This is a genomic window from Pseudomonas sp. MDT1-17, from assembly GCF_054898105.1.
This window is the reverse complement of the sequence record NZ_JBUBVM010000001.1, coordinates 4,966,101-4,980,406: the sequence shown is the minus strand read 5'-3', so window position 1 is coordinate 4,980,406 and position 14,306 is coordinate 4,966,101. Positions and strand designations below refer to the sequence as shown.

Sequence of the window (14,306 nt, the reverse complement as noted above, 5' to 3'; positions counted from 1 at the left end):
TGTGAGGTTTGTACCGAGCGGTACACAGAGCGCCAATCAGGCTCGGGGCAGGCGAATCACGGCTGTCAGGCCACCACCGGGCGTTTCTTCCAGGCTCAACTGTCCACCTAGGCGTTCGGCGGCCTCGCGGGCGATGGTCATGCCCAGCCCGACGCCGCCAGAGTTGCGGTTGCGCGAACCTTCCAGGCGGTAGAAAGGCTCGAACACCGCTTCCCGTTTATCCGCCGCGATACCCGGCCCATGGTCGATGACCCGGATCACCAGTGTTTCGCGTGTGTCTTGGAGCGTAATCACTGCCTGCCCGGCATAACGCAGGGCATTATCCAGCAGGTTGTTGATGCACTAGCGCAACGCCATCGGCTGCACTTGCAGCGGTGCGCAGTGGCCGCTGGTCAGAACATCGGCGCCCTGGTCCTGGGCGTTTTCACTCAGGGATTCGACCAGCGCCTGCACATCCATCCATTGCGCCGATTCGCTGGTGCGCTGTTCGTGCAGGTAAGTGAGGGTGGCGTCGAGCATGCTGATCATATCGTCCAGATCCTGACGCATCTGGCCTTGCAGTTTGTGGTCGTCGATCTGCTCCAGCCGCAGCTTGAGCCGCGACAGCGGCGTGCGCAGGTCGTGGGAGACGGCGCCCAGCATCCGCGAGCGCTGCTGCACTTGTTCACGAATGCGTTGCTGCATCTTGTTGAAGGTGTGCGCCGCTTGCCGTGCTTCCCGTGGACCGGATTCATCCAGAGGCGGGCTGTCGAGGTTTTCGCTCAGCCGCTCGGCGGCATCGCTCAGACGCTGGATCGGCCGGCTCAACAGTTTGGCGCCGTACCAGGCGGCGATGATCAGTGAGACAGACTGAAAGGTCAGCGGCACCAATGTCCCACCGAACCACGGCCGTGGCGGGCGTTTTTCGAAGCGCGGGTTCATCGGTGGACGCTGCCCGTCGAAGTCCTCGGAAACCCGGGTGGCGGCGGAGGGGGAGGCGGGCCGTAATGGTGAAACCAGAAAAACGCCAACAGGTGCGCCAGGATGATCGCTACCAGCAGCATGCCAAACAGGCGGCCGAATAGCGTATCGAAGCGTGTGCGCATCAGCCGATATCTCTGGCGTCGAACAGATAACCCTCACCGCGAACGGTTTTGATCAGCTGGGGCGCTTTCGGGTCATCACCGAGTTTCTGGCGCAGGCGCGAGACCAGCAGGTCGATGCTGCGATCAAAGGCTTCGATCGAGCGACCGCGAGCGGCGTCCAGCAGTTGTTCGCGGCTGAGGACTCGACGCGGACGTTCGATGAACACCCAAAGCAAACGGAATTCAGCGTTGGACAGTGGCACCACCAGGCCATCAGCGGCGATCAACTGACGCAGCACGCTGTTCAGGCGCCAGTTGTCGAAACGGATGTTGGCCCGTTGTTCAGTGCGATCGTCGCGCACCCGGCGCAGGATGGTCTGGATGCGCGCGTTCATCTGCCAGGTAGGCTGCCAACCACAAAGATGGGCTGCGAGGTTGTGGTTCCAGCATAGGCGTCCGGCCCGGAGGCGGGAAGTGCTGTAAGGACGTGTTGCGGCTGCCGAAGGTAACGTTGAAGGGTGTTGCAGGCGTGTCGTGTGTGTATCTGACTCGACACAATGGGCGCAAGGGCTAGTCTTGCTTGAGTCGTCTCGACGAATTACCGATCATCGGGTCCCGCAGAGGCGCTGGTTCCGCTACAATGCGCGCCGATTTCGACCTGCCTGAGAGCCCACTCATGTCCGCCTGCCAGACTCCTATCATCGTCGCCCTGGATTTCCCCACCCGTGACGCCGCACTGAAGCTGGCCGATCAGTTGGACCCGAAGCTGTGCCGGGTCAAAGTCGGTAAAGAATTGTTCACCAGCTGCGCTTCGGAAATCGTTGGCACCCTGCGGGACAAGGGTTTCGAAGTGTTCCTGGACCTCAAGTTCCATGACATCCCGAACACCACCGCCATGGCCGTCAAGGCGGCTGCGGAAATGGGCGTGTGGATGGTCAATGTGCACTGCTCCGGTGGTTTGCGCATGATGGCCGCGTGCCGTGAAGTCCTCGACCAGCGCACCGGTCCGAAACCACTGCTGATTGGCGTGACCGTGCTCACCAGCATGGAGCGTGAAGATCTGGCGGGTATCGGTCTGGATATCGAGCCGCAGGAGCAAGTGTTGCGTCTGGCAGCGTTGGCGGAAAAAGCCGGGATGGATGGCCTGGTTTGCTCGGCACTGGAAGCCCAGGCCCTGAAATCGGCGCACCCGTCGCTGCAACTGGTGACCCCGGGGATTCGTCCGGCGGGCAGCGCCCAGGACGATCAGCGGCGCATTCTGACGCCGCGTCAGGCGCTGGATGCCGGTTCCGATTATCTGGTGATTGGTCGTCCGATCAGCCAGGCAGCGGATCCGGCCAAGGCGTTGGCAGCAGTCGTGGCCGAACTGGCCTAACCAAACGCCGCATATCCAAATGTGGGAGCGAGCCTGCTCGCGAATACGGAGTGTTAGTCAACATCAATAGTGACTGATGTACCGCTTTCGCGAGCAGGCTCGCTCCCACATTGGTTTTGTGATCACTTCAAATATCGGGGTTAAACCTTCAGAACCAACTTCCCGAAATTCTCGCCGCTGAACAACTTCATCAGCGTCTCCGGGAACGTCTCCAGTCCTTCAACAATATCTTCCTTGCTCTTGAGCTGCCCCTTGGCCATCCAGCCGGCCATTTCCTGCCCGGCGGCGGCGAACTGCGCGGCGTAGTCCATTACCACAAAGCCTGCCATTCGCGCGCGGTTGACCAGCAGCGCCAGGTAGTTGGCCGGGCCTTTGACCGCTTCCTTGTTGTTGTACTGGCTGATGGCGCCACAGATCACCACCCGCGCTTTCATGGCCAGACGACTCAATACCGCGTCGAGGATATCGCCGCCGACGTTATCGAAATACACGTCCACGCCTTTCGGGCATTCACGCTTGAGGCCGGCATGGACGTCTTCATTTTTGTAATCGATGGCACCGTCAAAACCCAGTTCGTCGATCAGGAACTGGCACTTGTCCGCGCCCCCGGCAATGCCGATCACGCGGCAGCCTTTGATCTTGGCGATCTGCCCGGCAATGCTGCCTACCGCACCGGCCGCGCCCGACAACACCACGGTGTCACCCGCCTTTGGCGCGCCGACTTCGAGCAGGGCGAAATAAGCGGTCATCCCGGTCATGCCCAGTGCCGACAGATAACGCGGCAGCGGCGCCAGTTTCGGATCGACCTTGTAGAAACCTCGTGGCTCGCCGAGAAAGTAATCCTGCACACCCAGGGCACCGTTAACGTAGTCCCCGACCGCAAAGCCCGGATTATTCGAGGCAACGACTTTGCCTACACCCAATGCGCGCATCACTTCGCCGATACCGACGGGTGGGATGTAGGACTTGCCCTCGTTCATCCAGCCACGCATGGCCGGGTCCAGGGACAGGTATTCGTTTTTGACAAGAATTTGACCCGCAGCCGGTTCGCCGACCGGTACCTCTTGATAGGTGAAGGTCTCACGGGTGGCCGGGCCCACCGGACGTTTGGCGAGCAGGAACTGGCGATTGGTCTGGGTAGTCATGACAGGCACTCAAGATGAATGAAGACTTGTTGATAGACCTTCATGATCGATGCCGCAAGTTTGGCTGATGCGGCGAATGCACATCGATCCAGTGCAGTGATAGTCGGGCGGGCGGTTTTATCACTGTCACTCATGGCCGCCCAACCGGCCTTCTGATAGTGCTGCCGTGCCGCAGGCCCTTGTGGCTAGATTGAGAACACGCGATCCCCCGCATCTTCTCTTCGAGGACATAACAATGAGCATGACGTTTTCTGGCCAGGTCGCCGTTGTAACGGGCGCTGCTAATGGTATTGGCCGCGCGACCGCCCAGGCGTTCGCCGCTGAAGGCTTGAAAGTGGTGGTGGCCGACATGGACACGGCCGGGGGCGAAGGTACTGTAGCGCTGATTCGTACGGCGGGTGGCGAAGCAACCTTCGTGCGCTGCAACGTCACGCTGGAAAGCGATGTAAAAAATCTGATGGACGAGGTGGTCAATACCTACGGCCGTCTCGACTATGCCTTCAACAACGCCGGCATCGAGATCGAGAAAGGCAAGCTGGCCGAAGGCACGGTCGATGAGTTCGACGCGATCATGGGCGTCAACGTCAAAGGCGTCTGGCTGTGCATGAAGTACCAATTGCCATTACTGCTGGCCCAAGGCGGCGGTGCGATCGTCAACACCGCTTCGGTAGCCGGCCTTGGGGCTGCGCCGAAGATGAGCATTTACGCGGCGTCGAAACACGCGGTGATCGGCCTGACCAAGTCCGCGGCCATCGAATACGCCAAGAAAAAGATTCGGGTGAACGCGGTGTGTCCGGCCGTGATCGACACCGACATGTTCCGTCGTGCCTATGAAGCCGACCCGAAGAAAGGCGAGTTCGCCAATGCCATGCACCCGGTCGGGCGCATCGGCAAGGTCGAGGAAATTGCCAGTGCGGTGCTGTACCTGTGCAGCGACGGCGCAGCGTTCACCACGGGGCATTCACTGGCGGTGGACGGTGGTGTGACAGCGTTCTGAAACCAGGCACTGCAACGTAGGAAAAAACCCGCATTTGTGCGGGTTTTTTTTTCGGTTCCTTAAAGGAGCCGGACAATGTGTTTCAAATGGTTAGAACCGAGGGTTTTGGCGGCGTTGTCGCACAGCTCATTGACCGATCCTGTGATTAACTGTTTCTCGCAAAACGGACAGGAGTTTGCTTGCTCATGGAGTTGAGAATCGATCGACGGGCATTGGTGCCGGTCGTACAGCAAATCGTCGACGCGCTAGCCTGCTGGCTTCGCTGTGGCGAGGTGCCACCGGGGACGCGTTTGCCTTCCGTGCGGCAAATCGCCCGGATCAATTTGCTCAGTCAGTCCAGCGTCGTTGAAGCCTGTGAGCGTCTGGTGGCTCAAGGGGTGCTGGCGTCGCGTCATGGCGCCGGTTTCATTGTCGCCAATCCAGCGCTGGCCGCTCAGGGGCAACAGGATTGCCCCTGGTTCGAGGGGGCAGAAGTGAAGCAGGGCGGCACCTCGGGCGAACTCAAGTTGGGTTGTGGCGGATTGCCCGAGAGCTGGCGCGAAACTGACGACCTGAGCTACGCGATCTGTCAGGTCAGCCGCACCGACATGGCTGGCCTGTTCAACTACAGCACGCCGCTGGGCCTGCCAGCCTTGCGCCAGCAGATCCACAAACGCCTGAAACAGCTGGATATCGTGGTGGAGGAAAGCCGGATCCTGACAACAGCGGGTGCCAGTCAGGGGCTGGACCTGATTGTGCGGACCTTGTTCAAGCCGGGTGATTGCGTGGTGGTAGAGAATCCCGGTTATTCCTTGCTGTTCGATCTGCTCAGGCTGCACGGTGTCAGCATGATCGAGGTGCCGCGAACCCCGCGCGGGCCGGACATTGAAGCGCTTGAGGCGCTGCTGGTGAAGGACCGGCCTAGCGGGATCTTTATCAATAGCTTCTATCACAATCCGACGGGCAGCAGCCTGGCGCCGGCGGTGGCGCAGCGGGTTCTGCAACTGGCCAAAACCTATGGCCTTCTGGTGATCGAAGACGACGTCTATGCGGATTTGCACAGCGGCCCCGGTACGCGACTCGCCGCGCTCGATATTGATGACAACGTAATCTACGTCGGCAGTTATTCCAAAACCCTCAGCAGTTCGTTGCGGGTCGGTTTTGTCGTGGCCGGTGCCGGGGTTATTTCGCGGCTGGCCGAGGTCAAGATGATCAGCAGCATGGGCGCTTCACGGTTTTGTGAGTCGGTATTGGCAAGTCTGTTGGCCAACGGTGCCTACCGCAAATTGGTACAGCGCCAGCGCCAGCGTTTGAGCAATGACAGGGAGGCGGCGTTGCAGGTGCTTGAAGACGCCGAGTGGGAAGTCTTCGGCAAACCGGTCGGAGGCCTGTTCATCTGGGCGCGATCGCGGATGTCCGACTACGCTCAGGTACGGACTCAGGCACAGCGCTTCGGTGTCCTGTTGTCTTCTGCGACGGCATTCAGTCCCACTGGAGAAGCCAATGACTGGCAGCGCATCAATGTGGCTTATGCCTGTGATCCGCGGGCCCGGGCATTTTTTCAGGCCACCGCTCTGGATCGACCTAAAGCGTTCTGAAAACGACGTGAGCGTAGCTTTTTGCCATTATTCAGACGCCAGAGACTTGTGTTGATACAGGCCCGTTGCGAATCTGCGTCAACAGACTATGTCAGGGGACTAAGTGCAATGATTTCGGCCGTGCAAGGACGTTTTGCCAACCTCGGTATGGCGAAAAAACTGGGTGTCGGGTTTGTACTGGTGCTGCTGTTGACAGCCTTGGTGGCGGCCATCGGCGTATGGTCCCTGCAAACCATCAGCCAGCGCTTCGACGGGCTCAAGCAGATGTCGTCGCTCAACAGCGGTTTGCTCAAGGTGAGATTGCTCGAGCAGGAGTACGCCTTGCACGGCAACCCCAAAACCGCCGATGCCTTGCGCGAGGGCGTTGACGGCCTGATTGCCCTGGCGACCCAGCTGAAAGCGGCGTCTGCGGCCAACGTGCCGGTGATGAACGACGTCGAGCAGTCCTTGGGGGCTTATCGCAAAGCTTTTGACGAGTTCGTCTCGCTCAGCCAGGCCAAGGACCTGGCGCTGGAGATGGCCAGTTGGTCGGTGTCCAGCGTGGCCAACAACCTCGACGTGCTGCAGGCCGGGCTGGCCGATGACGGCGCTTATACGTTGAAGGAATCCGAAGGCAAGGACGGGGGGCAGTTCATCGAACAGGCCAATCAGGTCAGCCAGGTGTCGCGATTGATGTTGCAAGCCATGAACGAAGCACGTGTTCGCCTCGACCAGAGCCGCAAGGGCGATGACAGCGCAGGGCAGGGCAAGATTGAGCAGGCCGACCAGGCACTGATCCAGGCCGAGCAGCTGAAAACCACGGTCAAGGATGAGGGTTACCAAACTGTCCTCAATGAAGTGGTCGGGCACATTGGCGGATTCAGCGAAAAACTCGCCGAGTACACCGGCCTGCTGGCGCAGGAAAAGACTGTCTATCAACAGCTGCATCAGCGCGCTGCGCAGGTGGTGGAACGGGTGGATCAGGCCTATGTCGCCGAAGACCGGTCAATGCAGACGGAGCTGAAAAAGAACTCGCTGCTGATCATCGGTTCCTCGGCGCTGGCGCTGCTGGTCGGGCTGATTGCGGCCTGGGTGATTACCCGTTTGATCGTGGCACCGCTGCGCACTGTGATCCGTGTTGCTCAGCAGATTGCCTCTGGCGATTTGAGTGCGACGGTTGAGGTGACCCGTCGTGATGAGATCGGGCAGTTGATGCAGGCCATGCAGCAGATGGGCGCAGGGCTGAGCAGTATTGTCAGCGGTTTGCAAGCGGGCATCGAACAGTTGGCCAGTTCAGCGCAGTCGTTGTCGGCGGTGACTGAGCAGACCAATCTTGAAGTCAGCAGTCAGAAGGAAGAAACCGAACAGGTCGCTACCGCTATGAATCAAATGACCGCCACCGTGCACGATGTTGCGCGGAACGCGGAGGAGGCTGCCCAAGCGGCTCAGACGGCAGATGGCAAGGTTGAAAGTGGACAGCAGGTGGTGCGCCAGAGCATGGCGCGGATCGAGCAGTTGGCGGACTCAGCCACCTCGGCCAGCTCGAGCATCGAAAGTTTGAGTGCCGAAATCCAGAACATCGGTACGGTGCTGAGCGTCATCAAGAGTGTGGCCGAGCAGACTAATCTGTTGGCCCTCAACGCGGCTATCGAGGCGGCTAGGGCCGGCGAGCAGGGCCGGGGCTTTGCGGTGGTGGCCGATGAGGTGCGGGCCTTGGCCAAGCGCACTCAGCAATCGACCGAGGAGATCGAACGATTGGTGAGTGCCTTGCGCTCGGCGGCTCAGTCTTCTGTTCAGCAGATTCAGAACAGTGGCGAGCTGGTGAAGCTGGCGGTGAGTGATGCGTTGCAGACTGAGAGTGCGCTGGGAAGTATTGCGGCGGCAGTGTCATTGATTCAGCAGATGAACCAGCAGATTGCAGCGGCTGCCGAGGAGCAGAGTTCAGTGGCTGAAGAGATTAATCGCAGTGTCACGAGTATTCGCGCCAGCGCCGATCAGTCTTCGTTGGCGATGCAGGGGAATGCGGCTTCCAGTATTGAGTTGGCGCAGTTGGGGGTTGAGTTGAAGGGGATGGTCGGGCACTTTCGGCTCTGATACTTTTCTGTGTACTGTGCAGTGGTCAAATTATTCCGGACACCTCCACTCAGCCTCCCGAAGGGGCGGGTGGATCAAGATCAAGAGCTGCAGGCGAGCTAACGCTCGGCCTGTTGAGTGGTGGACGGCGGTGGGTGTACGCCGCTTCATTGTGGGAGCGAGCCTGCTCGCAAAGGCGGCCTACCGGTCGACCTATCTTTTCTGGGTGTACTCCCTATCAAATTCAACGCAAAAAAAAGCCACCTGTTTCGGTGGCTTTTCTGCTTTCTCTGATCAGTCGTAGATCACTTTTTTCTTCCAGTCCGCATCGGCCTCGACGTCTTTGAGGCCTTCGGTCAGCTGGTTCACTTCGCCTTCTACCGGGGCGATGTTGTCCATGACTTGTGCGTTGGCGCGAGCCAGGAGTTTTTCCAGGTATTCCAGCTGTTCGGCGTAGACCTGGGGTTCCTGTTGTTTGCGCAGGTATTGCACGCCGCGTTCGAACGCCAGGCGGGCCTGGCCGGGCTGGTTCTGTTGCAGGGCTTGCTGGCCGAGGTTGTTGAAGAATTCGATGTGCAGCAGGACGAGGATGTGGCGAACTTCGCGGATCCAGCGTTTGGCTTCGTTGGTCGGCAAGAAGCCGTCATGTGCGGCGCGGGTAATTTGGCCGTGCAGGGCTTCGAGCAGGAAGCGTATGTCCTTGGCTTTGGCTTCGGTCTGGATCGGTGCGGGCGGGTTGTTCACCGGGATCGATTCGCCCTGGGCGACCAAGGCGTTCAATTCGCCTATCCGTGACTTGAGGTTGGAACTGGTTTTTTCCAGATGGAGCAGGCGTTGGCAGACGTTGAGTTCCAGACGAGTCAACAGCAGCTTGAGTGCCGGTGTCATCAACTGGCCGGGGAAGGTCTCGGTGATTTCGCCGCAACGACGCAGACGATCGTTGAGTTCAACCTTGGCGCGAGCCTTTTCCAGCTTATTGTTTTCCACCACATGGTTCATGTAGCCAATGGCGATCAATAGTGCGATCCCGGCTACGACTAGCAGGGTGATCATGAGTGGTGTCACCGGTAAGACCTCTTTATGGGGTTCGCGTGCGAGTGTAGTGGCTTGGCATTGGGACGCATAGCGCCGCTCAGCGAGTTGAATCGGCTACTTGTACTGCCTGTATCGGCCGCGTTCCTGCTTATATAAGTAATAGCGTGCGAGGTGCACATTGCCATCATCTTTGGCGTGGGTGGACTATAACGTCTTGGCGGATGTCAGAATATAGGCGTCAAACGCCGGGCGGCGGAAAAGCCGGATTAGTGTCTCAAAGCAGGGCGAAGTCATTGATTTAAATAAATTTATATCTGGGGGTTGACGACCCCTCAATCCATCCATAGAATGCGCGCCACTTACAGCGTAAAGCACACAGCGAAACGCGGTAGGAAGTGAATGTTGTACGTGTGTCCCCTTCGTCTAGTGGCCTAGGACACCGCCCTTTCACGGCGGTAACAGGGGTTCGAGTCCCCTAGGGGACGCCAATGCGGGAATAGCTCAGTTGGTAGAGCACGACCTTGCCAAGGTCGGGGTCGCGAGTTCGAGTCTCGTTTCCCGCTCCAATTTTAAACAGCGTTGCTTTCGGGCAGGGCTGAGTGAAACCAGAACCGGTATCTTCGGATGCGGATTTGGGCACTGAAATACACACCATGTGTTTCAGTTAGCGTGTCCCCTTCGTCTAGTGGCCTAGGACACCGCCCTTTCACGGCGGTAACAGGGGTTCGAGTCCCCTAGGGGACGCCATTTGCGGGAATAGCTCAGTTGGTAGAGCACGACCTTGCCAAGGTCGGGGTCGCGAGTTCGAGTCTCGTTTCCCGCTCCATATTTAACGAAAACGCCGCTCAGCAATGAGCGGCGTTTTTGTGTGTGCGTCATCCATAAAAAAGGACCTTAAGGTCCTTTTTTTGTTTGTATTGGAAAGACCATCATAGCGTCGAACCCGCCTGAACAGCGGGTCCGAAAGAGCATCAGAGCTTCGGCAACTGCCCAATGCGCCCCATCATCTCAGTCACGATCTGCAGATCCAGCAGGAACTGGTCGACCGTCTTGAACTCGTTGTCGGTGTGGCCGGTGTACTTGACCTCGGGACGCGCCAGGCCGAATTGCACGCCGTTGGGCAGTTCATGCATCGAGGTAGCGCCGGCGGAGGTGCCGAACTCTTGTTTCATACCGAGGTTTTCGCTGGCCACGGCCAGCAGCGCCTTGACCCATTCACCCTCAGGGTTGCGGTACATCGGCTCGGCGATCGAGTAGTCAAAGGTCGCGACAACATGGCTTTTCTTGCTCCAGGCCGCAATTTTCTCGGCGATTTCTGCCTTGAGCGCTTCCGGCGACTTGCCCTTCGGCACGCGCAGGTTGACCGCGAGTTTGAAGGCTTTTTCATCCATCCCGACGTAGGTCAGGGACGTGGTCAGCGGGCCCATGAAGGCATCGGAGAACCCAACGCCCAACTTGCCACCCTTGTAGTCCAGGCCCCAGTTGTCGGCGGCGTAACGGGCCGCGTCAGTGATGTGGTTGTGCTTGAGCGCAACCTTGCCGTCCAGACCGTGGATGAAGTCCAGCATCCGAGCCACCGGGTTGACGCCTGATTCAGGTTCGGACGAGTGGGCGGAAACGCCGGTGACGGTCAGTTTGACGTCTTTGCCGTCGACCTTGGCGCTCACTTCGAAGTCGCCGCCATTGCGCTTGGCATATTCAGTGCCGGCTTTTTGCAGGCTGGCGGCCAGTTCGGCGGGCTTGTCGGTCAACAATATGACGACTGAGGCTGACGGAATCTGGTTGGTGGCCAGGCCGCCGGTCATCGAAATGATTTCCGCGCCCTTGCCCTCGGCTTTGCGTTTGGGGAAGTTCGCCATCACCGTGCCGTAGCCTTTCTCGGCAATCACCACCGGGTAGCCGCCATCCAGGGCCATGTTGTAGTTGGGGGTCGGGTTTTGTTCGAAGTAGTAAGGAATGGCGTCGCCAGTGGTTTCTTCGGTGGTATCCACCAGCAGCTTGAAATTGCGCGCCAGCGGCAGCTTCTCTTCCTTGATCACCTTCATCGCGTACAGCGCCACCACGATGCCGTTTTTGTCATCTTCGGTGCCCCGGCCATACATGCGGTCGCCGATCAGGGTGACTTTGAACGGATCGAGGTGGGTGCCGTCTTTCAATACCCAGTTCTCCGGCGTCACCGGCACCACATCAGCGTGAGCATGGATGCCCACCACTTCATCGCCGCTGCCTTCGAGGGATATTTCATAGACGCGGTTGTCGATGTTGCGGAAGTTCAGATTGAACGATTTCGCCAGGTCTTTGATCTTGTCGGCGATCTTCAGGAATTCCGGATTGTCGTGCTGAGCGACACCTTCCTTGCGGAAGGTCGGGATTTCCACCAGTTCGCGAAGCGTTTCGAGGGCCTGCTTGCCGTACTTCACACGCGTGTACAGGCCAAGCAGGCGATGGATCTCGTTCTGCTGTTCTGGAGAAAGGGTCTTGTTGTCGAGGAAGGTACTGATGGCCGGGCCGAGATCGTCGGTTTTGGCGAGGTCGCTCTTGGCCAGGCTTCCCAGGAACTGTTTGAAATCGGTGACGGATGCATCACTGAAGGTATTGAGGATGATCGCGCTCTGCTGCGGTGTGATGTTGGCTTGCGCTGGCAGGGTGACGGACGAAAGGCTGGCCAGAATCAGGGTCGACGCGGCCAGGTGTTTGAGTGAAAAATCCATTGCGAGGGGCATTCCTTTGCAGGCAGTGAGTAGGAAATGTCTGATCGATAAGTCAGACAGCTTCGCAAACTAACACCACGAGCGAACGAATGGGGAGCCCCTGAAGTGGGATGCGTCGCACAGAAATGCAAAAGCGGCGCACAAACGCAAAAGACCGGATGAGTCGTCGACTGATCCGGCCTTTTGTCTGGGCGTGTTTTTTACATCGACAGTACCAAGCGTCCTGCGAACAGGATCAGAATCACGCCCATGCTGCGCTCAAACCAGTGCCCCAAGCGCATGAACAGCAGGCGGACCTTGCTGCTCGAGAAAAACAGCGCGACGACCACAAACCACAACGCATTCACGCCGCACATCCACAACCCGTACAGGGCCTGAATTTCCAGCGGTGTACTGGCGCTGATTATCGTGGTGAAAATCGCCAGGAAAAACAGCGTCGCCTTGGGGTTGGTCGCGTTGGTGAGAAACCCCGTGGTGAACGCCTTCAGCAGCGTTTGCTCGACGACCGGGTCATCGGCGACTTTGTCACCCTCAAGCGCGGACTTGGGTTTACTGCGCAGCAGACTGACACCCAAGTACAAAATGTAAGCACCGCCCACAACCTTGGCCACCGTCAGCAACCAGGGCGTGGTGTGCATCAGCGCGCCGACGCCGAGCAGGGTGTAAAGCACATGCACCGAAATGCCTGCGCCGATGCCCAGCGCCGTGCAAATCCCGACCAATCGACCGAAGCGTACGCTCTGACGGATGGTCACTGCGAAGTCCGGTCCGGGTGCGACCACGGCCAGAAAGTGGATAGTTGCCAGCGCCAGAAACTCGCCCAGGTAATTCGAAAGCATCTCAACTCCAAAAAGTAAGGGGTGAAGCATTGCCGCGATAGCCGACAAAGAACGAAAGGCTCAAGCGCGGATCGGCCACACCCGGTGTCACTGAGTGCATGTAGCGCGAATTGAACATGATGAAATCACCGGGTTCGGGAAGAATCTCCAGGGTCGGAGTGCCGAGCAGCGCCGGATCGATGCCGTAACTGTCGCCACGCATTTCGTCGAACTGATCCGCAGATATGTCGTGGTCCCACATCTGCAGAGCCCCCCCCTCGGTGGGCATGTTCAGGTAAACATTGCAGGCGAACTGCGCTTCCAGGCTTCTGGCCTGGTAACTGTCTGGCGCGTCCTTGGCGAAAATATCGTGGTGGGCCAGAAAACAGATCCCGGGTTTCACCACCCGGGAAAGCCCGACGTACATCTTGCGACCGTAGAGGTTTTCCAGGTGCGCCCCCGCCGGCCAGGACTCATCGAGCATGCAGCGCAGGGTGTCGACGGGGGACGAATAAGGCGCACACCGGTTGCGCAATTCCGCAATGTTGCGGGTGGCGCGTTCGAAATAATCTTCGATCAGCAGCGGCTGGTTTTCCGCTTCATAAAACGCCATGCCGATGCGGCCGATGCTCGGCGCATTGATATAGCCTTCGAAGCCAGGGGCGAGGATCTTGTCGCCAATCTGAGTCGCCAGCGGTTTGGGCAACAAGCCTTTGACGCGGACGGCGAGGACTTCTTCGTTGGCCAGTTTCTTTATGCACGTCTCATCGAGACGCTCGACGTCAAGCATCATGTTTTAGGTCCATCTATCAGATAGTCAACAGAACCCGCGACCGCAGGTTCCCGCGGCGTCAGGCGATGACGAGAACGGCATCGCCCAAATGCTTAATCCACGCTGTAGTGGACGGACAGCGTGCCTTTCTTCTGTGAAAGGGACGCGATCGTGACCGTGCCCAAATCCTTCAGGCTTCGGACATGGGTGCCACCGCAACCGTAGGCGGGCAGTTCACCGAAACCGATTTCCCGGGCGCCTTCGCGAAGTGACGTCAGACGCGGCAGGTCATGGGCGATCCACTGCTCAATGCCGTGCTGAAGGGTCTGGGCGTCAACGATCTGTGCTGAATCCGTCGGTTTGAACTGCACACGTCCTTCGCCCGGCCAGTGATGAGCCTTGATCGGCATCCAGCCCATGGCCTGGACGAAGTGACCGATCAGATGGCCGGCAGAATGCAGGCGGGTGTTTAACTGGCGGCGTTGTTCGTCGACCCGAATTTGAGTCATGCCGAGTTTTACCGGGTGGTCGACGAAGTGAATGATCCGGTCCGGATCCTGAGCCACGCGCAGCACCCGGCTTTCGCCGATCCAGCCGGTGTCAAACGGCTGTCCACCGCCTTGAGGGTGAAACAACGTGGCGCGCAGCACCACGGCAAATTCGTTCTCGTGGGGCGTGCAATCCAGGACTTCCACACTGGCCTTGAGGTCATCACTATGGAAAAAGAGGCGAAGCGTCATATTCCATGCCCTATTAAGAA

10 protein-coding genes, 4 tRNA genes and 3 pseudogenes are annotated in these 14,306 nt (G+C 58.8%); 9 read left to right on the top strand and 8 right to left on the bottom strand.

Annotated features, from left to right (window positions below):
• Positions 1–36: 36 nt before the first annotated feature.
• Both ACYZTX_RS23070 and ACYZTX_RS23065 read right to left on the bottom strand, forming a co-directional pair.
• Positions 37–1,085: pseudogene (locus ACYZTX_RS23070) on the bottom strand (sensor histidine kinase).
• Positions 1,085–1,462 (bottom strand): annotated as a pseudogene (locus tag ACYZTX_RS23065) (winged helix-turn-helix domain-containing protein); the annotation flags it as partial. The pseudogenes ACYZTX_RS23070 and ACYZTX_RS23065, both read right to left, overlap by 1 nt.
• A gap of 278 nt (positions 1,463–1,740) precedes the next feature.
• Between ACYZTX_RS23065 and pyrF the strand changes: the two are divergent.
• Positions 1,741–2,439, top strand: coding sequence for an orotidine-5'-phosphate decarboxylase (gene pyrF, locus ACYZTX_RS23060; RefSeq protein ID WP_008148060.1), 699 nt, complete (start codon positions 1,741–1,743; stop codon positions 2,437–2,439).
• Between the two features lie 140 nt (positions 2,440–2,579).
• Here pyrF and ACYZTX_RS23055 read toward each other — a convergent pair whose 3' ends face one another.
• A complete protein-coding gene (locus ACYZTX_RS23055; RefSeq protein ID WP_462035990.1) occupies positions 2,580–3,584 on the bottom strand; it encodes an NADP-dependent oxidoreductase in 1,005 nt (334 codons plus the stop codon).
• Positions 3,585–3,819: 235 nt separating this feature from the next.
• On the opposite strand from ACYZTX_RS23055, the gene ACYZTX_RS23050 reads away from it, so the two are divergent.
• The 4 genes and pseudogenes from ACYZTX_RS23050 to ACYZTX_RS23035 all read left to right on the top strand — a co-directional run bounded on the left by ACYZTX_RS23050 (position 3,820) and on the right by ACYZTX_RS23035 (position 8,231).
• A complete protein-coding gene (locus ACYZTX_RS23050; RefSeq protein ID WP_150631761.1) occupies positions 3,820–4,581 on the top strand; it encodes an SDR family oxidoreductase in 762 nt (253 codons plus the stop codon).
• A 185-nt stretch (positions 4,582–4,766) separates the two neighbouring features.
• On the top strand, positions 4,767–6,158 hold the full coding sequence (locus ACYZTX_RS23045; RefSeq protein ID WP_462035989.1) for an aminotransferase-like domain-containing protein: 1,392 nt from the start codon (positions 4,767–4,769) through the stop codon (positions 6,156–6,158).
• A 108-nt stretch (positions 6,159–6,266) separates the two neighbouring features.
• Positions 6,267–7,370: pseudogene (locus ACYZTX_RS23040) on the top strand (HAMP domain-containing protein); the annotation flags it as partial.
• On the top strand, positions 7,350–8,231 hold the full coding sequence (locus ACYZTX_RS23035) for a methyl-accepting chemotaxis protein (protein WP_371317146.1): 882 nt from the start codon (positions 7,350–7,352) through the stop codon (positions 8,229–8,231). The pseudogene ACYZTX_RS23040 and the gene ACYZTX_RS23035, both read left to right, overlap by 21 nt.
• Positions 8,232–8,504: 273 nt before the next feature.
• On the opposite strand, the gene ACYZTX_RS23030 is transcribed toward ACYZTX_RS23035, so the two are convergent.
• Positions 8,505–9,263: a hypothetical protein gene (locus ACYZTX_RS23030; RefSeq protein ID WP_462035988.1), complete on the bottom strand. Its 759-nt coding sequence runs from the start codon at positions 9,261–9,263 to the stop codon at positions 8,505–8,507.
• Positions 9,264–9,657: 394 nt separating this feature from the next.
• Between ACYZTX_RS23030 and ACYZTX_RS23025 the strand changes: the two genes are divergently transcribed.
• From ACYZTX_RS23025 to ACYZTX_RS23010, 4 genes are all read left to right on the top strand, one after another.
• Positions 9,658–9,733, top strand: a tRNA-Glu gene (locus ACYZTX_RS23025).
• A 2-nt stretch (positions 9,734–9,735) separates the two neighbouring features.
• Positions 9,736–9,811: transfer RNA gene (locus tag ACYZTX_RS23020), tRNA-Gly, on the top strand.
• Positions 9,812–9,916: 105 nt separating this feature from the next.
• A tRNA-Glu gene (locus ACYZTX_RS23015) sits at positions 9,917–9,992 on the top strand.
• 3 nt (positions 9,993–9,995) lie between these two features.
• Positions 9,996–10,071 (top strand) — tRNA-Gly (locus ACYZTX_RS23010).
• 145 nt (positions 10,072–10,216) lie between these two features.
• Here the strand turns inward: ACYZTX_RS23010 and ACYZTX_RS23005 are convergent.
• From ACYZTX_RS23005 to ACYZTX_RS22990, 4 genes are all read right to left on the bottom strand, one after another.
• Positions 10,217–11,956, bottom strand: coding sequence for a dipeptidase (locus ACYZTX_RS23005; RefSeq protein WP_462035987.1), 1,740 nt, complete (start codon positions 11,954–11,956; stop codon positions 10,217–10,219).
• A gap of 200 nt (positions 11,957–12,156) precedes the next feature.
• Positions 12,157–12,795 carry a LysE family translocator gene (locus ACYZTX_RS23000; protein ID WP_462035986.1) on the bottom strand — a complete coding sequence of 213 codons (639 nt, stop codon included), beginning with the start codon at positions 12,793–12,795 and terminating at the stop codon, positions 12,157–12,159.
• 1 nt (position 12,796) lies between these two features.
• Positions 12,797–13,567 carry a 2OG-Fe(II) oxygenase gene (locus ACYZTX_RS22995; protein WP_462035985.1) on the bottom strand — a complete coding sequence of 257 codons (771 nt, stop codon included), beginning with the start codon at positions 13,565–13,567 and terminating at the stop codon, positions 12,797–12,799.
• 92 nt (positions 13,568–13,659) lie between these two features.
• The gene (locus ACYZTX_RS22990) at positions 13,660–14,286 is read right to left on the bottom strand and encodes an alanyl-tRNA editing protein (protein WP_462035984.1); all 627 of its coding nucleotides are present in this window, start codon (positions 14,284–14,286) and stop codon (positions 13,660–13,662) included.
• Positions 14,287–14,306: the final 20 nt, after the last annotated feature.